Origin of the sequence: Methanothermobacter marburgensis str. Marburg, assembly GCF_000145295.1 — an archaeon.
GTDB classification, from domain to species: Archaea; Methanobacteriota; Methanobacteria; order Methanobacteriales; family Methanothermobacteraceae; genus Methanothermobacter; species Methanothermobacter marburgensis.
Window position 1 is genome coordinate 479631 of sequence record NC_014408.1, and the last position, 20199, is coordinate 499829.

28 protein-coding genes and 2 tRNA genes are annotated in these 20199 nt (G+C 49.7%); 29 read left to right on the forward strand and 1 reads right to left on the reverse strand.

Going from position 1 to position 20199, the window contains the following annotated elements:
- Positions 1 to 12: 12 nt before the first annotated feature.
- The 29 genes from MTBMA_RS02545 to MTBMA_RS02685 all read left to right on the forward strand — a co-directional run bounded on the left by MTBMA_RS02545 (position 13) and on the right by MTBMA_RS02685 (position 19433).
- Positions 13 to 570, forward strand: coding sequence for an adenylate kinase (locus MTBMA_RS02545; protein ID WP_013295336.1), 558 nt, complete (start codon positions 13 to 15; stop codon positions 568 to 570).
- Positions 571 to 588: 18 nt separating this feature from the next.
- Complete coding sequence (locus MTBMA_RS02550; protein ID WP_013295337.1) at positions 589 to 1155, forward strand: EMC3/TMCO1 family protein; 567 nt, start codon at positions 589 to 591, stop codon at positions 1153 to 1155.
- Positions 1156 to 1173: 18 nt separating this feature from the next.
- Entirely contained in the window at positions 1174 to 1440 is a 267-nt protein-coding gene (locus MTBMA_RS02555; protein ID WP_013295338.1) for a 50S ribosomal protein L34e, read from the forward strand.
- Positions 1440 to 1958 (forward strand): (d)CMP kinase, encoded by a 519-nt coding sequence (gene cmk, locus MTBMA_RS02560; protein WP_013295339.1) that lies wholly within the window; start codon positions 1440 to 1442, stop codon positions 1956 to 1958. The genes MTBMA_RS02555 and cmk overlap by 1 nt, the downstream gene beginning before the upstream one ends.
- On the forward strand, positions 1958 to 2185 hold the full coding sequence (locus MTBMA_RS02565) for a 50S ribosomal protein L14e (protein WP_013295340.1): 228 nt from the start codon (positions 1958 to 1960) through the stop codon (positions 2183 to 2185). Before cmk ends, MTBMA_RS02565 begins: the two co-directional genes overlap by 1 nt.
- Before the next feature lie 30 nt (positions 2186 to 2215).
- On the forward strand, positions 2216 to 3184 hold the full coding sequence (locus tag MTBMA_RS02570) for an RNA-guided pseudouridylation complex pseudouridine synthase subunit Cbf5 (protein WP_013295341.1): 969 nt from the start codon (positions 2216 to 2218) through the stop codon (positions 3182 to 3184).
- 83 nt (positions 3185 to 3267) lie between these two features.
- Positions 3268 to 3352, forward strand: a tRNA-Ser gene (locus MTBMA_RS02575).
- A gap of 89 nt (positions 3353 to 3441) precedes the next feature.
- Positions 3442 to 3891, forward strand: coding sequence for a 30S ribosomal protein S13 (locus MTBMA_RS02580; RefSeq protein ID WP_013295342.1), 450 nt, complete (start codon positions 3442 to 3444; stop codon positions 3889 to 3891).
- Between the two features lie 16 nt (positions 3892 to 3907).
- A complete protein-coding gene (rpsD, locus tag MTBMA_RS02585; protein ID WP_013295343.1) occupies positions 3908 to 4423 on the forward strand; it encodes a 30S ribosomal protein S4 in 516 nt (171 codons plus the stop codon).
- 17 nt (positions 4424 to 4440) lie between these two features.
- Positions 4441 to 4833, forward strand: a complete 393-nt coding sequence (locus MTBMA_RS02590; RefSeq protein WP_013295344.1) for a 30S ribosomal protein S11 — start codon at positions 4441 to 4443, stop codon at positions 4831 to 4833.
- Position 4834: 1 nt separating this feature from the next.
- A complete protein-coding gene (locus tag MTBMA_RS02595) occupies positions 4835 to 5629 on the forward strand; it encodes a DNA-directed RNA polymerase subunit D (RefSeq protein WP_013295345.1) in 795 nt (264 codons plus the stop codon).
- 3 nt (positions 5630 to 5632) lie between these two features.
- Entirely contained in the window at positions 5633 to 5998 is a 366-nt protein-coding gene (locus MTBMA_RS02600) for a 50S ribosomal protein L18e (RefSeq protein ID WP_013295346.1), read from the forward strand.
- Positions 5999 to 6009: 11 nt separating this feature from the next.
- Positions 6010 to 6432, forward strand: a complete 423-nt coding sequence (locus MTBMA_RS02605; protein ID WP_013295347.1) for a 50S ribosomal protein L13 — start codon at positions 6010 to 6012, stop codon at positions 6430 to 6432.
- 16 nt (positions 6433 to 6448) lie between these two features.
- Complete coding sequence (locus tag MTBMA_RS02610; RefSeq protein WP_013295348.1) at positions 6449 to 6850, forward strand: 30S ribosomal protein S9; 402 nt, start codon at positions 6449 to 6451, stop codon at positions 6848 to 6850.
- Between the two features lie 59 nt (positions 6851 to 6909).
- Positions 6910 to 7077, forward strand: coding sequence for a DNA-directed RNA polymerase subunit N (locus tag MTBMA_RS02615; RefSeq protein ID WP_013295349.1), 168 nt, complete (start codon positions 6910 to 6912; stop codon positions 7075 to 7077).
- A 1-nt stretch (position 7078) separates the two neighbouring features.
- Positions 7079 to 7201 (forward strand) — tRNA-Pro (locus MTBMA_RS02620).
- 50 nt (positions 7202 to 7251) lie between these two features.
- A complete protein-coding gene (locus MTBMA_RS02625) occupies positions 7252 to 7431 on the forward strand; it encodes a DNA-directed RNA polymerase subunit K (protein WP_013295350.1) in 180 nt (59 codons plus the stop codon).
- A gap of 51 nt (positions 7432 to 7482) precedes the next feature.
- Positions 7483 to 8733 (forward strand): phosphopyruvate hydratase, encoded by a 1251-nt coding sequence (eno, locus tag MTBMA_RS02630; protein WP_013295351.1) that lies wholly within the window; start codon positions 7483 to 7485, stop codon positions 8731 to 8733.
- Between the two features lie 24 nt (positions 8734 to 8757).
- A complete protein-coding gene (rpsB, locus tag MTBMA_RS02635) occupies positions 8758 to 9354 on the forward strand; it encodes a 30S ribosomal protein S2 (protein ID WP_013295352.1) in 597 nt (198 codons plus the stop codon).
- Positions 9355 to 9363: 9 nt separating this feature from the next.
- On the forward strand, positions 9364 to 10206 hold the full coding sequence (gene amrB / locus MTBMA_RS02640) for an AmmeMemoRadiSam system protein B (RefSeq protein WP_013295353.1): 843 nt from the start codon (positions 9364 to 9366) through the stop codon (positions 10204 to 10206).
- Between the two features lie 10 nt (positions 10207 to 10216).
- Positions 10217 to 11134 carry a mevalonate kinase gene (gene mvk, locus MTBMA_RS02645; protein ID WP_013295354.1) on the forward strand — a complete coding sequence of 306 codons (918 nt, stop codon included), beginning with the start codon at positions 10217 to 10219 and terminating at the stop codon, positions 11132 to 11134.
- Positions 11135 to 11163: 29 nt separating this feature from the next.
- Complete coding sequence (locus MTBMA_RS02650) at positions 11164 to 11958, forward strand: isopentenyl phosphate kinase (RefSeq protein WP_013295355.1); 795 nt, start codon at positions 11164 to 11166, stop codon at positions 11956 to 11958.
- A 160-nt stretch (positions 11959 to 12118) separates the two neighbouring features.
- Positions 12119 to 13165, forward strand: coding sequence for a type 2 isopentenyl-diphosphate Delta-isomerase (fni, locus tag MTBMA_RS02655; protein WP_013295356.1), 1047 nt, complete (start codon positions 12119 to 12121; stop codon positions 13163 to 13165).
- A 4-nt stretch (positions 13166 to 13169) separates the two neighbouring features.
- Complete coding sequence (locus MTBMA_RS02660; RefSeq protein WP_013295357.1) at positions 13170 to 14522, forward strand: RNase J family beta-CASP ribonuclease; 1353 nt, start codon at positions 13170 to 13172, stop codon at positions 14520 to 14522.
- Complete coding sequence (gene idsA / locus MTBMA_RS02665) at positions 14519 to 15496, forward strand: short chain isoprenyl diphosphate synthase IdsA (protein ID WP_013295358.1); 978 nt, start codon at positions 14519 to 14521, stop codon at positions 15494 to 15496. Before MTBMA_RS02660 ends, idsA begins: the two co-directional genes overlap by 4 nt.
- A 3-nt stretch (positions 15497 to 15499) precedes the next feature.
- Positions 15500 to 17158: a glutamate--tRNA ligase gene (gene gltX, locus MTBMA_RS02670; protein WP_013295359.1), complete on the forward strand. Its 1659-nt coding sequence runs from the start codon at positions 15500 to 15502 to the stop codon at positions 17156 to 17158.
- A 225-nt stretch (positions 17159 to 17383) separates the two neighbouring features.
- Positions 17384 to 17686: a nucleotidyltransferase domain-containing protein gene (locus MTBMA_RS02675; RefSeq protein WP_013295360.1), complete on the forward strand. Its 303-nt coding sequence runs from the start codon at positions 17384 to 17386 to the stop codon at positions 17684 to 17686.
- On the forward strand, positions 17679 to 18047 hold the full coding sequence (locus MTBMA_RS02680; RefSeq protein WP_013295361.1) for a HEPN domain-containing protein: 369 nt from the start codon (positions 17679 to 17681) through the stop codon (positions 18045 to 18047). Before MTBMA_RS02675 ends, MTBMA_RS02680 begins: the two co-directional genes overlap by 8 nt.
- A gap of 150 nt (positions 18048 to 18197) precedes the next feature.
- Positions 18198 to 19433: an LL-diaminopimelate aminotransferase gene (locus MTBMA_RS02685; RefSeq protein ID WP_197538716.1), complete on the forward strand. Its 1236-nt coding sequence runs from the start codon at positions 18198 to 18200 to the stop codon at positions 19431 to 19433.
- Positions 19434 to 19567: 134 nt separating this feature from the next.
- Here MTBMA_RS02685 and MTBMA_RS02690 read toward each other — a convergent pair whose 3' ends face one another.
- On the reverse strand, positions 19568 to 20149 hold the full coding sequence (locus MTBMA_RS02690; protein WP_013295363.1) for a zinc dependent phospholipase C family protein: 582 nt from the start codon (positions 20147 to 20149) through the stop codon (positions 19568 to 19570).
- Positions 20150 to 20199: the final 50 nt, after the last annotated feature.

Here is a 20199-nt window from a genome sequence, read left to right on the forward strand (position 1 = left end):
GGGAGTGGTACAATGAAGGTTGTTGTAGTTGCAGGTATACCTGGTTCAGGAAGCACGACGGTCCTTGAGAACACCCTCAGGGAGCTTGACTATCTCAATGTGAATTACGGGGATGTCATGCTTGAAATAGCCCGTGAAAAGGGACTTGTTGAAAACAGGGATCAGATGAGAACCCTTGAACCTGGAGTTCAGAAGGAGATACAGAGGGCGGCTGCGAAAAGTATAAGAGAAAGGTCACTGGAAAATAATATAATCGTCGATACACACTGCACCATAAAGACGCCTGCTGGTTTTCTGCCAGGTCTTCCAGTATGGGTTCTTGAGGAACTGGAACCTGACATGTTTGTGCTTGTGGAGGCTGATCCAGAGGAGATCTTCACAAGAAGAATTAGTGATACTTCCAGAAACAGGGATATGGAATCCCTGCAGGAGATCGACCTCCATCAGCAGATGAACAGGGCGGCTGCAATGGCCTACGCCACCCTCACAGGCGCAACAGTTAAGATTGTTAAGAACCACAACAACCAGCTTGAGTCTGCAGTCAGTGAGATGAAGAACATTCTGGAGTAAGATAAAGAGGAAACAAAAATGGTTCTTGAAGTCGTATACGGGGCACTGAACGCTGTATTCGGTCCATTCATTGCAATGGACCCGAATCCACAGAACCCCATCCTCACGGTATTCCTGATATCAGCAATAGTGGCCTTTATCATCACACTGGCAAACAAGTTGCTCGTGGACCAGGAAAGGCTCGAAGAACTTAAAGCTGAAATGCAGGAATTCCAGCAGGAGATGATGGAGGCAAGAAAGAAGAATGACATGCAGGCGCTTGAGGAGATCCAGAAAAAACAGATGGAGTTCATGGACAAACAGCGCGAAATGATGACCATGTCATTCAAACCAATGATAGTCACATTCGTGCCCATAATCCTTGTCTTCTACTGGATGGGACAGGAACCACACATAGTCAAGACACTGGTGATATTGCCCCAGATTGCATACTATGTCCTCCTTGTCCCCCTGTGGCATATGTTCTATGGCATGCCACCAAACGCCCCATCCTATGCCATAGGATGGCTTGGCTGGTACATCTTATGCTCCTTTGCAATGTCCCAGATATTCAGAAAGTTCATGGGACTTAAAGGTGGAATGTAACTTTATGGAGAGATTGAAATGCCAGAGTTAAGATACAGATCCAGATCATATAAGAGAATCTTCAAGAGAACTCCTGGAGGAAGGACGGTTATACATTACCGCAGAAAGAAACCATCAAAGCATGTATGTGCTGGCTGCGGAAAGCCACTCCATGGTGTTCCAAGAGGAAGACCCTACGAGATAAGAAAACTCTCAAAGTCCAAGAAGAGACCCAACAGACCATACGGTGGTTACTACTGTTCAAGCTGCGCACGCAAAGTCTTTAAGAAAGAGGCAAGGTCATAATGATCATAACCATCGGTGGTCTGGCCGGCACTGGCACAACAACCGTTGCCAGGATTCTGTCTGAGAGGACCGGGATACCCTGTGTATCTGCAGGTGATGTGTTCAGGCAGATGGCTGCTGAGAGGAAACTTGACATACTGGAGTTCAGCAAACTCGCAGAGGAGAATCCAGAGATAGACATAGAGATCGACAGGAGACAGGCCAGACTTGCAGATGAACATGAGGACCTCATACTTGAGGGAAGACTCTCTGCACACTTTGCAAGGGCGGATCTGAAGGTTCTGCTGATGGCACCCTTTGATGTGAGGGCACAGCGAATAAGTATCCGGGAATCCAAGGACCTGGAGACGGTCAAGAATGAGATCCGGATACGTGAGGCCAGTGAAGCCCAGAGGTACAGGGAGATTCACGGTATAGATGTGGATGACCTTGAGGTATACGACATTGTGATAAACACCAGCCATTTTGACGCTGAAGGCGTGGCTGAAATCATACTAAAAGTTACCGAGGTGATTTAATGGCAGCAATAGAAGTTGGAAGAGTATGTGTGAAAACCGCAGGTAGAGAAGCCGGTGAAAAATGCGTGATACTTGATATCATCGACAAAAACTTCGTTGAAGTTGTGGGTGTCAATGTTAAGAACAGGAGGTGTAACATAGGACACCTTGAACCAACAGAGAAGAAGATAGAGATCAAATCCGATGATGTCGAGGAAATAAAGAAGGAACTTGAATCCCTTGAATAAATCCACCTCTTATTTTTGCAGGTATCCCTCATGGCAGAATTCATAGAGTTAAAGGAGTCACGCACGGACCCTGCATATGGGTGTCCGCCCCACGAGAGGGACATTGAGACCCACATATCACATGGCGTTGTTAACCTTGATAAACCATCTGGCCCCACCTCCCACCAGGTGGATGCATGGGTTCGGGACATGCTCCACGCAGAGAAGGTGGGGCATGGGGGCACACTGGACCCCAAGGTTACAGGTGTTCTGCCCCTGGGCATAAACAGGGCGACAAGGGTCATGCAGCTCCTCCTTGAGGCCCCCAAGGAATACGTATGCCTCATGAGGGTTCACAGGGAGGTGGATGAGGACAGGATAAGGGAGGTACTGGGGGAGTTTCAGGGAAAGATCTTCCAGATACCCCCCCTCAAGTCAGCTGTTAAAAGGGAGCTCCGTGTAAGGACAATCTATGATGTTAATATACTTGAGATTGATGGGCAGGATGTTCTCTTCAGGATAGCCTGTGAGGCAGGGACCTACGTGAGGAAGTACTGCCATGATGTAGGTGAGGCCCTTGGTACAGGGGCCCATATGGCTGAACTCAGACGGACACGTGTGGGTCCCTTCACAGAGGAGGGGCTGGTAACACTCCACGACCTCAAGGACGCCTACCAGTTCTGGGTTGAGGATGGTGATGAGAGATTTCTGAGGGAATGCACTCTCCCAATGGAGTTTGCAGTATCCCACCTCCCCCGTGCCGTCATCCTTGACTCTGCAGTTGATGCAGTATGCCATGGTGCCGACCTTGCACGTGGGGGCATAGCGGGCCTGGATGATAACATAAAGAAGGGCGACACAGTTGCGGTGATGACCCTTAAGGGGGAACTCGTGGCTGTTGGTGAGGCACTGATGCCGTCCCTTGATATTGTGGCCGCAGACAGTGGCCTTGTGATTGAGACAGATAAGGTCTTCATGAAGCCCGGGACCTACCCCCGGATGTGGCGCCAGTCTCTGTAGCAGTGCTTTGGATGTGGTGTCATTCCACACACAGCAATACTTAAATAGGCTTCAATCCATACACTTAAAATGATACATCATATGCCGGGATAGCCTAGCCAGGTAAGGCGCAAGACTGGAAATCTTGTGGAGCTTTGCTCCTCCTGGGTTCAAATCCCAGTCCCGGCGTCGGTTAAAGCAACAATGTTGCACCTACGACTGTTATCTGGAATTCGCAACCCCCGTCCCGCGAATTCACTCTTACTGGAGGTTAATGAATGGAAGAAGAATTCAAACATATGGTTCGTATTGCCAGAAAGGACATTGATGGTAATAAGACCATGGAAAATGCCCTTACAAGTATAAAGGGCGTTGGAAAGGCTCTTTCAAGGGCAATAATCATGTCAGCAGGATACGATCTTAACCAGAGGATAGGCTACCTTTCAGATGAGGAAATAGAGAGGCTTGAAGAGGCCATAAAGAACCCTGCAAAGTACAACATCCCATCATGGATGATCAACAGGCGTAACGATTACGAGACCGGTGAGGACAAACACCTCATAGAGTCAGACCTTGACATGTGCCTCAGAGAGGACCTGAACCGCATGAGGAAAACAAGAAGCTACAAGGGAAGAAGACACGAACTTGGACTACCTGTCAGGGGACAGAGGACAAAGTCCACATTCAGGAAGGGCTCCTCAGTTGGTGTGAGAAGGAAGAAAAGGTAGATAAGGAGAGGTTAAAATGGGACACCCACGTAAGGCAAGAAAAAAGTATGACACTCCACCTCACCCATGGAACGCTGAAAGAATAAAGGAAGAAAACAGGCTCGTGGCAAAGTACGGCCTCAAGAACAAGAAGGAAGTCTGGAAAGCAGAAACAATGGTGAGGAGATACAGGAGGGATGCAAGGTACCTCCTGGGTATATCAGGTGAACACACAAAGAAGGAGAGGGAACAGCTCCTGGGACACCTTGTGAGGGCAGGAATACTCAACGAGGGCGCAAACCTTGAGGACGTCCTTGACCTCACAGTGGAGGACGTGCTCAGGAGGAGACTCCAGACACTGGTTCACAAGAGGGGACTTGCAAGGACGGTGAACGAGGCCAGACAGATGGTGGTTCACGGCCACATAGCCCTCGACGGCAGGAAAATCGACGCCCCGGGATACATAGTTAAAAGGGGAGAAGAGGACAAAATAGGATTCTACCCATCATCCCCAATGAAAAAACAGATCGAAGCAGCCCAGGACGCTGAATAAATTCAGGGAGAGATAAAATGGCTGAAAAGGAAAAATGGGGAATCGCAAATATTTACTCATCATTCAACAACACAATAATCACCATTACAGACATAACCGGTGCAGAGACCATCACACAGTGGTCCGGTGGTAAGGTTGTGAGGGCTGACCGTCAGGAGTCATCACCCTTCGCTGCCATGGAGGCTGCAACAAGGGCTGCTGATGATGCAAAGGAGAAGGGTATCGTCGGCCTGCACATCAAGGTGAGGGCCCCAGGTGGAAACGGCCCAAGAACACCGGGACCAGGTGCACAGGCAGCCATAAGGGCCCTTGCAAGGGCAGGAATGAAGATAGGCAAAATTGAGGATGTAACTCCCATACCTCATGATGGCACAGGAAGACCTGGAGGTAAGAGGGGAAGAAGGGTCTAAAATGGATATTGCTCTTAAGGAAAAAACTGATACCGAAATGGTCTTTGTGGTCACTGGCGTAACCGTTCCATTCATAAACGCCATAAGGAGGATCTGCATGATGGAGGTCCCCAAACTGGCAATCGAGTACGTTAACATGTACAGGAACGACGCCAGGATGTTTGATGAGGTACTCGCCCACAGGCTTGGACTGGTACCCCTCAAAGCTGACCCTGAATTCATTGAGGGCCTGAAAATGCCTGAGGAGTGTGACTGTGAGGAATACTGCTCCGAATGCAGTGTATCATTCACACTCAAAAAGAAGGGTCCCGGTGTCGTCTACTCCCGGGATCTTCTATCAGAAACACCTGCAGTTGAACCAGTATATCCCGATATCCCCCTGGTGAAGCTTGGGGATGAGGATGAGGTTGAACTGGAGGCTGTTGCACAGCTCGGCGTGGGAAGGGATCATGCCAAATGGGAGCCCACAACAGCATGCGCATACAAGTACTACCCCATGATAACATTCACAGAGGAATGCGATGAGTGCCTGGAATGTGTGGATGCATGTCCAAGGGGAGTCCTTGGGGATGAATCAGGGAAACCTGAGGTACTTGACGTTGAAAACTGTTCAATGTGCAAGAGCTGTGTGAGGGCATGTGATAAAGGGGCCATAATTGTGGGATATGAGGAAGGCAAGTTCATATTCAGGATAGAGACCGACGGATCAGTTGACCCTCAGGATGTCCTTCTTAAGGCATGTGACATCCTCAGAGACAAGGCTGAAAGGGTAATAACATTTTGTGAAGGAGGCTAAGCCATGGCTAGGAAGATTACCAAGACAAATCCCAATCTCATAAAACTCATACGCAACCTCAGAAAGAAATCATCCCAGGAGGGCGCGGCGATCTGGAAGGACGTTGCAAGGAGGCTTGAAAGACCCACAAGGAACAGGGCCGCGGTTAACATTTCCAAGATAAACAGGTACACAGATGAAAATGAAACCGTCGTTGTACCTGGAAAGGTCCTTGGAAGCGGGAGCCTCGACCATAAGGTTCAGGTTGTCGCCCTATCGTTTTCACAGACAGCCAGGGATAAGATAGAGGGCGCTGGTGGAGAGTGCCTGACACTCGGAAAGATCGTTGAAGAGAATCCAGCCATAAAGAACATCAGGATAATCGAATAAAGGTGTTGCTCATGATCATCAATGGAGAAGGACATATCCTTGGAAGACTGGCAAGCGTGGTCAGCCAGAAACTCCTGGAAGGGGAGGAAGTGGTTGTCCTCAATGCTGAGAAAATCATAATCACAGGCTCAAAGCAGTGGGCATACAGCAAGTACAAGCAGAGGATTGACAGGGCCAGCATATCAAACCCCCGCAGAATGGGTCCAAAGTACCCGAGAAGACCCGATGACATATTCAGAAGAACCGTGAGGGGAATGCTCCCCTACAGGAAATCAAGGGGCAGAGAGGCCTTCAAGGGACTGAAGGCATATGTTGGCGTTCCAAGGGAATTCAAGGACGAAGAAATGGTTGAAATACCTGAGGCAAGGGCAGGTAACATAAAGAAGGGAATGGAGCTTGGAGAGATCTCAGAACTTCTGGGCGCTAAATTCTAACTTAGGGAGTGTAATCATGAGGAAGGTTATTCACACAAGCGGCAAAAGGAAAACCGCCATTGCAAGGGGAACCATCAGCGAAGGTAAGGGTAGAGTGAGGATCAATAAGGTGCCTGTGGAACTCTACACCCCTGAACTTGCAAGGCTCAAGATCATGGAACCACTGCAGCTGGCCGGTGACATCGTTAATGATGTGGACATAAACATCAAGGTCGTCGGAGGCGGAATCGTAGGTCAGGCAGAGGCTGCAAGGATGGTCATAGCAAGGGGCCTCGTGGAATGGACACAGGACATGGACCTCAAGGAGAAGTTTGTCAGGTACGACAGGACAATGCTTGTAGGGGACCCCAGGCGTTCAGAGCCCAAGAAGTACGGTGGACGCGGCGCCCGTGCAAGGAGACAGAAGAGTTACAGGTAGATCAAGCGATAACTTTATATATTTTTATTTTATAAAATTAAAGAGTAGAATGATTCAGTATGATTCCAGTAAGATGTTTAAGCTGCGGAAAACCGGTATCAGCCTATTTCAATGAGTATCAGAAAAGAGTGGCTGATGGAGAGGACCCAAAGGATGTCCTTGATGACCTGGGTCTTAAGAGGTACTGCTGCAGACGAATGTTAATTTCACATGTTGAGACATGGTAAGGGGACCGTAGGGTAGCTTGGTCCATCCTCCCAGCCATTGAAGAAGTTTCAGTGCTTTTCAACTGGAACGGGGATGGTCAGCACCGGAACGCTGGAGACCCGAGTTCAAATCTCGGCGGTCCCATCAAAACAATCCAAGAACCTCTATTTTAAGTTTTTCTTGGAGGCAATGAAATGGCGTCAAAAAAACTCACACGTTTTGAAAGGGCTAGGTTAATAGGTGCCAGGGCACTCCAGATATCAATGGGTGCAAGGCCCCAGGTTGATATTCAGGAGTCACTGGACCCTGTTGATATAGCCAGGAAGGAACTTGAAAAGAAGGTAATGCCACTGGATGTTAGAAGAGACAAATAAACTCTAATAAACCACTATTTTTCCATGTAGAGTTTATTGTGAGGTGTTTTTGTGGAAAGTATAATTGAAGATGTTAGAGTAAGAAAAATTCTTGATAGCAGGGGAAACCCAACGGTTGAGGTTGATGTTATAACCTGGAACGGCTTTGGAAGGGCAGCAGCCCCCAGCGGTGCAAGTACAGGTTCTAGGGAGGTCACCGCCTTCCCATCAGGTGGGGTTGATGAGATCATAACAGAGGTTGAGGATATAATCTCATCAGAACTCATAGGAATGGATGCCGTTGACCTGCAGGACATAGACCTCGTTTTAAAGGAGATTGATGGAACCGAGAACCTTTCATCACTTGGTGGAAACACTGTGGTGGCTGTCTCAATGGCAACCGCCAGGGCGGCTGCGTCATCATACAACATGCCACTCTACAGGTTCCTTGGCGGCAACCTTGCAACCGCCATACCATACCCTCTGGGCAACATGATAAACGGCGGAGCCCATGCCGGAGAGAACGCACCTGATATACAGGAGTTCCTTGTGGTGCCTGTGGGTGCAGAGGACATAACAGAGGCAGTTTTTGCAAATGCAGCAGTCCACAAGAAGATAAGGGAACTAATACAGAAAAAGGACCCCTCCTTCACAGGGGGTAAGGGTGATGAGGGAGGATGGGTGCCAAGCCTATCAAACCATGATGCCCTTGAGATCCAGGTAACCGCTTGTGAGGAGGTCACAGATGAACTCGGCGTTGAGGTCAGGCCATCACTGGACCTTGCAGCAAGTGAATTCTGGGACCCTGAACTTGAAAAGTACGTCTACAAACAGGAGAAGGTCCAGAAGGACACCGGTGAACAGATAGAGTTTGTAAGGGAGATCATCGAGACCTACGACATGTACTATGTTGAGGACCCATTCCATGAGGGCGACTTCGAGGGCTTCGCGGAACTCACATCACTTGTGGGGGACCGCTGCATAATCTGCGGTGACGATATCTTCGTAACCAACAGGGAGATACTCAGAGAGGGCATAGAGATGGGTGCCGCCAATGCAATAATCATTAAACCAAACCAGATAGGTACACTCACAGACACCTACCTGACAGTCAAACTTGCCCGTGAGAACCGTTACACCCCTGTGGTCTCCCACAGGTCAGGTGAGACAACAGATGATACAATAGCCCACCTTGCAGTGGCATTCGGTGCACCATTCATCAAGACAGGTGCCATAGGCGGCGAGAGGATAGCCAAACTGAATGAACTCATACGCATACAGGAAGAGATTCCATATTCCACCATGGCTGAACTGCCATTTTAACGTCAAACTTACTGAGGTGATATATTGTCAGAACTACTGATACCACTAGACAAATACCTTGCAGCAGGACTGCACATTGGAACACAGCAGAAGACAGCTGATATGGAGAAATACATCTACCGTGTAAGATCAGATGGACTCTACGTCCTTGATATAAGGAAAACAAATGACAGGATAATAGCGGCCTCAAAGTTCCTTGCAAAGTATGAACCAGACGATATACTGGCCGTATCAACGAGGCAGTATGGACAGGAACCTGTCAGGAAATTCGGTGAGGTGACAGGTGCAAGGACAATACCGGGCAGGTTCATCCCCGGGACACTGACAAACCCCAACTATGCAAAGTTCATTGAACCACAGGTGCTGGTTGCCACTGATCCAAGATCAGATTCACAAGCAATAGTCGAGGCCAAACAGATAGGCCTGCCTGTTGTGGCACTCTGCGACACAGAGAACCTCCTTGGAAATGTTGACATTGCAATACCCGTCAACAACAAGGGTCGTAAGGCCATAGCCCTTGTTTACTGGCTCCTGGCAAGGCAGCTGCTCAGGGAGAAGGGTGTGCTCAAGGAGGATGAGGACCTGGATGTGCCTCCCACTGAATTTGAACTGAAAATTTAGAGTGGTTCTATGAAAAGAAGACCTGCAGTGGCGGGAGCTTTCTATGAGCGGGACCCTGCAGCGCTCAGAAGACGAATTGAGTGGTGCTTCAACCATGAACTGGGGCCAGGTGGCCTGCCAGCCAGGGGTTCCGCCAGGAAAATAAAGGGGGTGATCGCCCCCCACGCAGGTTACATGTACTCAGGACCTGTGGCAGCCCACGCATACCATGAGCTGGTATCAGACGGTATACCTGAAACATTCGTGATAATCTGCCCCAACCACACAGGCATGGGGTCAGGCGTCTCACTGATGCAGAGGGGAGCATGGGAAACACCCCTCGGTGTCGTGGATATTGACAGTGAACTTGCAGAGGTCATTGTAAGGGAATCCGGTATCATTGATATTGATGGGACAGCCCACCTCGGAGAGCACAGCTGTGAGGTCCATGTACCATTCATCCAGTACTTCACAGATAGATTCAGGATAGTCCCCATCACCATGTGGATGCAGGACCAGGAGACAGCCACAGACGTTGGACATGCAGTGGCTGCAGCGATTGAGAGGACAGAAAGGGACGCGGTTGTCATTGCAAGCACTGACTTCACCCACTACAGCCCCGCCGATGTTGCAGGATCCATTGACAGCAGGATAATTGAGAGGATAACCGAAATGGATGATACAGGCATGTACGGTGTTATAACGGAACTCAATGCAACCATGTGTGGTTACGGGCCAGTGGCCGCCAGCATCACAGCATCCAGGATGCTCGGAGCCAGTGAGTGCAGGCTCCTGAAGTATGCCACGAGTGGTGATATAACAGGGGACCAGAGTTCAGTTGTGGGCTATGCCTCCCTTGTCCTGAGAGGCTGAGGGTGAAACATTGAAGTCACGGGCATCAGCACCTGCCAAGGCCATTCTTTTTGGTGAACATGCCGTTGTATATGGGAAACCGGCGATTGCAGCTGCAGTAGATAGAAGGGTGACTGTAACCCTAGGGGATTCATCTGAAAACCGGGTTACCATACCATCCCTGGGAGTTGATTTCAGGTCTGAATCCAGCCCAAGGGGAGGTATTCTTGACTACGTTGGGAAAACCCTCAAACTCTACCATGACGGGTCACCACTCAGTATCCAGATCGAAATGGAGATACCGGTGGGGTCGGGCCTTGGCTCATCAGCAGCACTCACAGTTGCACTCATAGGGGCCCTTGATGAATACCATGGAAGGGAATCAGAACCTGAGGATACCGCAGCGAGGGCCCACAGGGTTGAACTCGAAGTCCAGGGAGCCGCAAGTCCCCTTGACACCACAGTGAGCACATATGGCGGTCTGGTGTACCTTGACAGTCAGAGGAATGTGGAAAAGGTTAATGCGCGGCTTCATGATCTTGTAATAGCGCACCTGGACCATTCAGGTGACACCGCAGAGATGGTTGCAGGAGTCGCAGAGCTCCGAAGCAGATTCCCGGATGTCATGGATGGAATCATGGATGCAGTTGAGATGATAACCATGAGGGCATACAGGGCACTTATGAGTAACAGCCCGGAACCCATAGGGGACCTTATGAACATAAACCAGGGGCTCCTTGACGCCATGGGCGTGTCCACAGGGGAACTTTCAATGATGGTCTATGAGGCCAGGAGTGCAGGTGCAGCCGGCTCCAAGATCACAGGTGCCGGGGGAGGCGGAAGCATAATAGCATACTGCCCTGGCTGCGCAGAAGATGTTGCTGAGGCCCTTAACAGGAACTGGAATGCAATGAAGGCCAGGTTTTCAGAAGAGGGCCTGATCAGGTAAAACTTCTTATCACTTAAAGGGGCATCTTGATGATCATTCTCAAGGTAGGTGGAAGTGTAATTACCAGAAAGGACTCTGAGGAACCTGAAATAGATTCAGAAAACCTTCAGAGGATAGCCTCAGAGATTGCAGACGCTTCACCATTATCACTCATGATAATACATGGGGCCGGATCATTCGGCCACCCATTCGCAGGAAAATACAGGATAGGATCTGAAATAAAGGATGAGGAGGAATTCAGAAAGCGGAGATTTGGATCCGCACTCACACAGAACTGGGTCAGGAAACTCAACACACACGTCTGTGATGCGCTCCTTGATGAGGGAATACCGGCGGTCTCCATGCCCCCATCAGCATTCCTGAGGGCAGAGAATGGCCGCATCCGGGATGCTGATCTTTCAATGATAAAATCCTACCTGGAGGAGGGGATGGTCCCTGTAAGTTACGGTGACGTGATCCTTGACTTAAACACCAGTGTGAGGTTCTCTGTGATATCAGGTGACCAGCTCATAAACCACTTCTCCATCAGGTTAGGGCCAGAGAGGGTCATACTGGGAACCGATGTGGACGGGGTTTACACCAGGAACCCAAAGAAATACCCTGATGCGAGGCTTCTTGACGTTATAGGATCCCTTGATGACCTCGAATCCCTTGATGGGACAGTTAATACTGACGTTACAGGTGGAATGGTTGGTAAGGTGGGGGAACTCCTGGCCCTCGCAGAGAGGGGTATAGAATCAGAGATAATAAATGCAGGTGTACCTGGAAATATCCTGAGGGCCCTCCGTGGAGAGGCTGTGAGGGGCACCAGGATCAGAAAATAAATCATTCATATCACGATCATAACCTGATAGTTCAGGGTTACAGTTAAGGGAAATTTGAAGGCCAGATCATCGATTCAGATCATCAATTAAGGGAATTAAGACATGATCATAACCTGATAGTTCAGGATTATCAATTAAGGGAAATTTGAAGGGCGTTAAAATGATTTCGGATAGAAAACTGGAGCATTTGATCCTGTGCACAAGCTGTGACGTGGAGTACAGGAAGAGCACAGGCTTCGAGGAAATTGAAATGGTTCACAGGGCCATACCTGAGATAAACCGGGAAAAGATAGATATAGGACTGGATTTCCTGGGTAAAGAGCTTTCATCACCCATAATGATAAGTGCAATTACAGGCGGGCACCCTGCAGCCCTCAAAATAAACAGGGAACTTGCAAGGGCCGCAGAGGAACTCGGAATTGCACTTGGACTTGGAAGCCAGAGGGCAGGTGTTGAACACCCTGAGGTTGAGGAGACCTACGCCATAGCAAGGAAAGAGGCCCCATCAGCAATGCTCGTGGGAAACATTGGAAGCTCCCACATCGAATATGCAGAGAGGGCAGTTGAGATGATAGATGCAGATGCACTCGCAGTGCACCTCAACCCCCTCCAGGAGTCAATACAACCCGGAGGCGACGTGGACTCAACCGGGGCCCTCGAATCCATATCATCAATTGTGAAGTCCATGGATGTCCCTGTAATGGTCAAGGAGACAGGCGCAGGTATATCCTCAGAGGACGCCATAAAACTTGAAGCATGCGGGGTGGCGGCCATAGACGTTGCAGGTGCAGGCGGAACCAGCTGGGCCGCAGTTGAAACCTACCGTGCAGACGACAGATACCTGGGTGAGCTTTTCTGGGACTGGGGAATACCCACCGCTGCAAGCACAGTGGAGGTTGCAGAGTCAGTAAACGTGCCTGTGATTGCATCAGGGGGTATACGAAGCGGACTTGACGCTGCAAAGGCCATAGCCCTAGGTGCAACAATGGCTGGAATAGCACTCCCGGTACTTGAAGCTGCAGGCCAGGGTTACAGGGCCGTTATAAGGGTAATTGAAAGGTTCAACGAGGCACTTAAAACCGCCATGTACCTTGCAGGTGCAGAAACACTTGACGATCTCAGAAATTCACAAGTCATAATAATGGGCCGAACCAGAGAGTGGCTAAATGAAAGGGGCTTTGAAACAATAAAATACGCCAGGAGGTAATAATTTGAGCGTAGAAGTAATAGCGATCGGCGGATACGAGGAAGTAGGTAAGAACATGTCCGCCGTTAAGGTGGGGGATGATGTTGTAATATTTGACATGGGGATTCACCTTGACAGGGTTCACATACATGAGGACACAGACATTGCAAGGATGCACAGCCTGGACCTCATAGAGAGGGGTGTCATACCCGATGATACCCTCATGAAGGACGTTGATGGAAAGGTCAGGGCAATAGTGTTCACACACGGGCACCTGGACCACATAGGGGCGGTTGCAAAGCTGGCCCACAGGTACCAGGCCCCCATAATAGCAACACCCTACACAATAGCACTCATAGAGAGGACAATAAAGGCAGAGCGAAAGTTCAATGTCCTAAACACACTCCAGGTCCTCAATGCAGGGGAGAAGTGCCAGATATCCCCTGGTATAACACTGGAGTTCATACAGTCAACCCACAGTATACCACAGTCAGTTATAGCAGCACTCCACACACCGGAGGGTATAATAGTCTATGCACTTGACTTCAAATTCGATGACCACCAGAAGATATCACCACCACCTGACTACCACCGCCTCAGGGAGCTTGGAAGGAAGGGCGTCCTGGCAATGATAGTTGAAACAACCAGGGCCAACGAGAAGCAGGAGGTCAAGACACACTCAGAGAAGGTTGCAAGGATAGTCCTTGAGGATATAATGAAGAACCCCCTTGAGGAGAGGAACGGGATGATAGTGACCACCTTCTCCTCCCACATGGAGCGTATACAGGCCATAAGTGACATAGCATCACAGAGCGACAGGCAGATGCTCCTCCTTGGAAGGTCAATGGAGAGATACTGTGGACTCGCAGAGGCCATGGGCATACTCAAACTCCCTGAGAATGCCAGCATATATGGAAGTCCAAAGGCTGTTAACAGGGCCCTTGCACGTGCAGAGGCAAAGCGTGAGGATTACCTCCTCATCACAACAGGTCACCAGGGGGAACCCGATGCTCTGCTGCCTAGGATAGCCAATGCAAAGACCCAGTTCCGGATAAAGAGGGGTGACAATGTGGTGATATCAGCCCCCGTCATACCCAACCCCATGAACGTTGCAAACAGGAACCTCATGGAGCGTCGCCTGGCATCAAGCGGTGCAAGGATCTACACAAATGCACACGTATCAGGGCATGCAGGTAGGGAGGACCACAGGGACTTCATAAGGATGCTCAACCCCATGCACATAATACCAGCCCACGGAGACCTCAGCATGCTCTCGGCCTACGCCGAGATAGCAGAGGAGGAGGGCTACAAGCTGGGTAACGACATACACATCTTGAGGAATGGACAGGCACAGGTATTTAATGGAGGTATCCGATGACGGAAGTATTAGATATTCTCAGAAAGTACTCTGAAGTGGCCGATAAGAGGATAATGGAGTGCATCAGCGACATAACACCTGATACGCTCCTTAAGGCATCAGAACACCTCATAACAGCAGGTGGTAAGAAGATAAGACCTTCACTTGCACTCCTTAGCTGTGAGGCTGTAGGCGGAAACCCTGAGGACGCTGCAGGGGTGGCTGCGGCCATAGAACTGATACACACATTCTCACTCATTCACGATGATATAATGGATGATGATGAGATGAGGCGAGGGGAACCCTCAGTCCATGTCATATGGGGTGAACCCATGGCCATACTTGCAGGGGACGTCCTCTTCTCCAAGGCCTTCGAGGCCGTCATCAGGAACGGGGACTCAGAAAGGGTGAAGGATGCCCTTGCAGTGGTGGTTGATTCATGCGTTAAGATATGTGAGGGCCAGGCCCTTGACATGGGCTTTGAGGAGAGGCTGGATGTCACAGAGGATGAGTACATGGAGATGATCTACAAGAAGACCGCAGCCCTCATTGCAGCAGCAACAAAGGCAGGTGCCATAATGGGGGGCGCATCAGAGAGAGAGGTTGAGGCCCTGGAGGACTACGGCAAATTCATCGGCCTCGCATTCCAGATACACGACGACTACCTGGATGTGGTGAGTGATGAGGAATCTCTGGGCAAACCTGTGGGCAGTGACATAGCAGAGGGCAAGATGACCCTCATGGTTGTAAAGGCCCTTGAGGAGGCATCAGAGGAGGACAGGGAGAGGCTCATATCGATCCTCGGATCAGGTGATGAGGGCAGTGTCGCTGAGGCCATAGAGATCTTTGAACGCTACGGTGCAACCCAGTATGCCCATGAGGTGGCCCTTGACTATGTGAGGATGGCCAAGGAGCGCCTTGAGATACTTGAAGACTCAGATGCAAGGGACGCACTCATGAGGATAGCTGACTTTGTACTTGAAAGGGAACACTAGGTGATGATGGTGGAGGACCTCGTCTACCGCTACGCACTCATGAATGCTGTTAAGCATAAGGGAAAGGCAAACCCGGGCGCCGTCATGGGGGCCGTTATGAGCAATGAACCTGAACTCAGAAAGAGGGCCCCTGAGGTCAAGGAGGCTGTTCAGGCTGCTGTTGAGAAGGTTAACAGTTTAAAACCCGAAGAACAGCAGAGTGAAATGGAGAGGCTAGGTCTTGAGATCAGGGAGAGGAAGCAGAAGAAGAGACAGGGACTCAGGAACCTCCCTGATGTTAAGGGTGAGGTTGTACTGAGGTTCGCCCCCAACCCCAGCGGACCACTCCACATAGGCCATGCAAGGGCAGCCATCCTCAACCATGAATACGCCAGGAGGTATGATGGCAAACTAATACTCAGAATCGAGGACACCGACCCCCGAAGGGTTGACCCGGAGGCCTATGATATGATCCCCTCTGACCTGGAGTGGCTTGGTGTTGAATGGGATGAGACCATCATCCAGAGCGACCGAATGGAGATCTACTATGAGTACACAGAGAGGCTCATAGAGAGGGGCGGGGCATACGTATGCACATGCACCCCCGAGGCATTCAGGGAATTCAAAAATGAGGGGAAGGCCTGTCACTGCCGTGACCTGGGGGTCAGGGAGAACCTCCAGCGCTGGAGGGAGATGTTTGAGATGCCAGAGGGCTCAGCGGTTGTGAGGGTTAAGACAGACCTCCAGCACCCCAACCCCGCCATAAGGGACTGGGTTTCAATGAGGATAGTGGAGGCCGAACACCCCCGCACAGGTACACGCTACAGGGTGTACCCCATGATGAACTTCTCGGTTGCTGTGGACGACCACCTCCTCGGGGTGACCCATGTCCTAAGGGGCAAGGACCACCTTGCAAACAGTGAAAAACAGGAGTACCTCTACAGGCACCTGGGCTGGGAGCCCCCTGTATTCATACACTACGGGCGCCTTAAGATGGATGACATTGCACTGAGCACATCAGGGGCAAGGGAGGGAATAGTCGAGGGCAAGTACTCTGGCTGGGATGACCCCCGCCTTGGAACCATCAGGGCCATCGCAAGGAGGGGTATAAGGTCTGATGCAATAAGGAAACTCATGGTTGAGATCGGTGTCAAGATAGCAGACTCCACCATGAGCTGGAAGAAGATCTACGGCCTCAACCGCAACATCCTGGAGGAAGAAGCCAGGAGGTACTTCTTCGCGGCAGACCCTGTCAGGTTCGAAATAGAGGGGCTGCCAGGACCCATCAGGGTTGAAAGATCCCTGCACCCTGATAAACCTGAACTGGGTAACCGCATCCTCGAGCTGAATGGGGACGTGTACCTCCCCCGTGGGGACCTCAGGGAGGGTCCTCTCAGGTTAATAGATGCTGTTAACGTGATCTACTCTGATGGTGAACTCAGATACCACAGTGAGGGCATCGAGGAGGCAAGGGAGCTGCAGGCAGCCATGATACACTGGGTTCCAGCTGAATCAGCCCTCAAGGCAGTGGTCGTGATGCCTGACGCCTCAGAGATTGAGGGTGTCATTGAGGGAGATGCCTCAGAACTTGAGGTTGATGATGTGGTACAGCTTGAAAGATTCGGGTTTGCCAGGGTTGATTCATCAGGGGAGAGACTGGTATTCTATTATGCCCATAAATGAATGGGAACCTCTTTAAACCCTTTTTTTCTTGAAGGCCTTTCAGTGGACAGATCAAACAGTTAGACGTCGAAGACGCACGGCTTGTCTGTGAGCGAGATCGTCTTTCAGTGGACAGATTAAACAGGTAGACTCTACTGGGAGCACACATAAATTTAATTATAATGGCGAAAAGATCTGAAACTGTCAATAGATCTTCGGGTTCACACTTCGTTCTGGGGGGTAATGATGAACAGACTTGAACTTGCCAGGAAGTTTTCAGAGTCACTGAATTATCCTGAAATAGAAAAAATAATCCTTTTTGGGTCCGTTGCCAGGGGGGATGATAGAGAGGGCTCTGATATAGACATAATCATAATCTCCACAAAAAAAACTGAAATAAAGGATAAGGTCATAAGGAAGGCGCGCGATATACTCCTCAGTACAGGTGTCCATATCTCAGTTAAGGTAATTTCCCCTGAGGAATACAGGCTTCTGGGGGACACCCATTTCATCTCCAGAATAAGGAAAGAGGGTGTGGTGCTTGGGTGATGAGGAAATTTTAATGGAAAAGGCAGTCAGGAAACTTGAGGCTGCCAGAACACTGTGCGAACATGGATTCTATGGAGATGCTGTAAGCAGAGCATACTACGCAATGTTCTTTGCAGCAAGAGCGCTGCTATCACGGAGGAACATTTACCCGAAGACTCACAGGGGATTGATTTCACAGTTTGGACTCAAATTCGTAAAGAATGGGGGATTCCAGAAGGAGATATTTGACATACTTCTGAGGGCATATGAAGATAGGGAAGAGGCGGATTATGGTATCCTTTCAGAAATAGATCAGAAAGAAGCAATTATTATAATCAAAGGAGCATTGAAGTTCGTGGAGGAATGTAAAACCTTCAGATAAATATCTGAGACCTTATTGTTGATGGCATTCAGCCCCATTAACAGGGATTGCAACTTTTTATACAGCAATTTTTATTAACTCCTGTGGACTACATGATAATATCATTCTTCTTCAGGGAACCTACCTGAAAATTAGTTTCTGAGAGGTTAAATCATGGTGACAGTAAACGAAAACTACCTGCTACTTAAAAGCAGTTACATATTCTCTGAGATAAACAGGAGAGTGGAGGACTTCCAGAGGAAAAACCCTGACGCCGATGTGATAAGGATGGGTATAGGGGATGTTACAAGGCCCCTCCCCTCCGCGGTGGTGGAGGCCTTCCACAGGGCCGTCGATGAGATGGCTCACGAGGAAACCTTCATGGGATATGGACCTGAACAGGGTTACCCATTCCTCAGGGAGGCCATAGCAGAAAACGATTACGCCTCAAGGGGTGTTGAGGTTTCACCCGAGGAGATATTCATAAGTGACGGTGCAAAGTGTGACACAGGAAACATCCAGGAGATCTTTGGACAGGACAATGTGGTCGCGGTGACAGACCCTGTCTATCCAGTGTACGTGGAGAGCAACGTTATGGCGGGAAGGGCCGGTCCCGCAGATGAGACTGGAAGGTACAGTGGTCTGGTGTACATTCCGTGCACAGAGGAGAACGGATTCATACCAGCACTTCCTGAGGAGAAGGTTGACCTCATATACCTCTGCTACCCCAACAACCCCACAGGAACAGCGCTCACAGAGAAGCAACTCGCAGAGTGGGTTGACTATGCAAGGGACAGTGGCAGCATAATACTATTCGATGCAGCGTACGAGGCCTACATACAGGAGGATGGAATACCCCACAGCATCTATGAGGTGGAGGGTGCAAGGGAGGTTGCAGTTGAGTTCAGGAGCTTCTCAAAGAACGCCGGCTTCACAGGTACAAGGTGCGCCTTCACTGTGGTGCCAGAGGAACTGGAGGTCCCCGACAGTCAGGGGAGGATGCACTCCCTTAAGGAGCTCTGGAACAGGCGCCAGACAACAAAATTCAATGGGGTATCCTACCCTGTGCAGAGGGCCGCCGAGGCGGTCTACACACCTGAGGGCCAGAGGGAGATAAGGGAGTCAATAGACTACTACATGGAGAATGCAAGGATAATAAGGGAGAGCCTTGAAAGTGCCGGTCTGAGGTACTATGGTGGTGTTAACGCACCATACATCTGGATAAAGACACCTGAGGGCATGGATTCGTGGCAGTTCTTTGACATGCTACTCAATGAGGCGGAGGTTGTTGGAACACCAGGGTCTGGCTTTGGACCGAGCGGTGAGGGATACTTCAGGCTAACAGCATTCAACTCCCTTAAAAATACTGTGAGGGCAATGGAAAGGATATCTGAACTCAGCTTCTAGGTGAGTTCTGAAAATACACATTATTTTTTGATTATTTATTCTTCAGTGGCTGGTTCAGGTCTCGGAGTTCTGAAAATTTACTTTTTTGATGGATGATGTATGGGTTTATCTTCCAAAAAAATAAAATTGGGGTTTTAATTCATGGCAAGGTTTATTGCCCTGTAGGCTACGCTGGTCCCCATATTGAGGTCCCTCTGGACTATCGAGCTGCTTTTGGTTTTTGTCCACCTTGACCAGTCGCTCCTTCCATTGAGGTAGCCCCGCTGCATGAGGCTGTAGATGTCCCCTGAAACGTAGCTTATGCTGGGTGCAAGGTACGTGGCCTGTTTTTCGTAGCTGTTATGGAGTGTAGATGACTCTCCACTTACACAGTGAGGTGCTGAGAAAGTGTCTGTGATGTAGTGGCTTGCAACACCAAAGCAGTAACTGGCATACCTGTAATTCTTGCTTCTGTAGGCACTCCTACCCCTGTCAAGCCACTTTTTAGCCTCTGTAAAGCTTCTGGGAAAGCTGTGCCTAACAGTATCATGAAACTTTTCGTCAGGGTCGTTGGATCCGTCGATCATGGCGTTAATGTTGATCTTTGATCTCTTGGAGGATGGAAGCTTCTCATAGATGGCCTCAGCGGCGTCATAGTGGGTGACGGTCTTCCATGCATAGGAGCATGGCATCAGCATGAGGACGAGAACGAGAATTAATGACACACCCCTCTTCATTTTAAAACCTCCATGATAATATGAGGGATGCACATGTATAAATTTTTCCT

Coding starts and splice junctions, on each gene's coding strand:
- MTBMA_RS02545 (WP_013295336.1), top strand. CDS start 13: ATGAAGGTTGTTGTAGTTGCAGGTATACCTGGTTCAGGAAGCACGACG.
- MTBMA_RS02550 (WP_013295337.1), top strand. CDS start 589: ATGGTTCTTGAAGTCGTATACGGGGCACTGAACGCTGTATTCGGTCCA.
- MTBMA_RS02555 (WP_013295338.1), top strand. CDS start 1,174: ATGCCAGAGTTAAGATACAGATCCAGATCATATAAGAGAATCTTCAAG.
- cmk (WP_013295339.1), top strand. CDS start 1,440: ATGATCATAACCATCGGTGGTCTGGCCGGCACTGGCACAACAACCGTT.
- MTBMA_RS02565 (WP_013295340.1), top strand. CDS start 1,958: ATGGCAGCAATAGAAGTTGGAAGAGTATGTGTGAAAACCGCAGGTAGA.
- MTBMA_RS02570 (WP_013295341.1), top strand. CDS start 2,216: ATGGCAGAATTCATAGAGTTAAAGGAGTCACGCACGGACCCTGCATAT.
- MTBMA_RS02580 (WP_013295342.1), top strand. CDS start 3,442: ATGGAAGAAGAATTCAAACATATGGTTCGTATTGCCAGAAAGGACATT.
- rpsD (WP_013295343.1), top strand. CDS start 3,908: ATGGGACACCCACGTAAGGCAAGAAAAAAGTATGACACTCCACCTCAC.
- MTBMA_RS02590 (WP_013295344.1), top strand. CDS start 4,441: ATGGCTGAAAAGGAAAAATGGGGAATCGCAAATATTTACTCATCATTC.
- MTBMA_RS02595 (WP_013295345.1), top strand. CDS start 4,835: ATGGATATTGCTCTTAAGGAAAAAACTGATACCGAAATGGTCTTTGTG.
- MTBMA_RS02600 (WP_013295346.1), top strand. CDS start 5,633: ATGGCTAGGAAGATTACCAAGACAAATCCCAATCTCATAAAACTCATA.
- MTBMA_RS02605 (WP_013295347.1), top strand. CDS start 6,010: ATGATCATCAATGGAGAAGGACATATCCTTGGAAGACTGGCAAGCGTG.
- MTBMA_RS02610 (WP_013295348.1), top strand. CDS start 6,449: ATGAGGAAGGTTATTCACACAAGCGGCAAAAGGAAAACCGCCATTGCA.
- MTBMA_RS02615 (WP_013295349.1), top strand. CDS start 6,910: ATGATTCCAGTAAGATGTTTAAGCTGCGGAAAACCGGTATCAGCCTAT.
- MTBMA_RS02625 (WP_013295350.1), top strand. CDS start 7,252: ATGGCGTCAAAAAAACTCACACGTTTTGAAAGGGCTAGGTTAATAGGT.
- amrB (WP_013295353.1), top strand. CDS start 9,364: ATGAAAAGAAGACCTGCAGTGGCGGGAGCTTTCTATGAGCGGGACCCT.
- MTBMA_RS02650 (WP_013295355.1), top strand. CDS start 11,164: ATGATCATTCTCAAGGTAGGTGGAAGTGTAATTACCAGAAAGGACTCT.
- fni (WP_013295356.1), top strand. CDS start 12,119: ATGATTTCGGATAGAAAACTGGAGCATTTGATCCTGTGCACAAGCTGT.
- idsA (WP_013295358.1), top strand. CDS start 14,519: ATGACGGAAGTATTAGATATTCTCAGAAAGTACTCTGAAGTGGCCGAT.
- gltX (WP_013295359.1), top strand. CDS start 15,500: ATGATGGTGGAGGACCTCGTCTACCGCTACGCACTCATGAATGCTGTT.
- MTBMA_RS02675 (WP_013295360.1), top strand. CDS start 17,384: ATGAACAGACTTGAACTTGCCAGGAAGTTTTCAGAGTCACTGAATTAT.
- MTBMA_RS02690 (WP_013295363.1), bottom strand. CDS start 20,149: ATGAAGAGGGGTGTGTCATTAATTCTCGTTCTCGTCCTCATGCTGATG.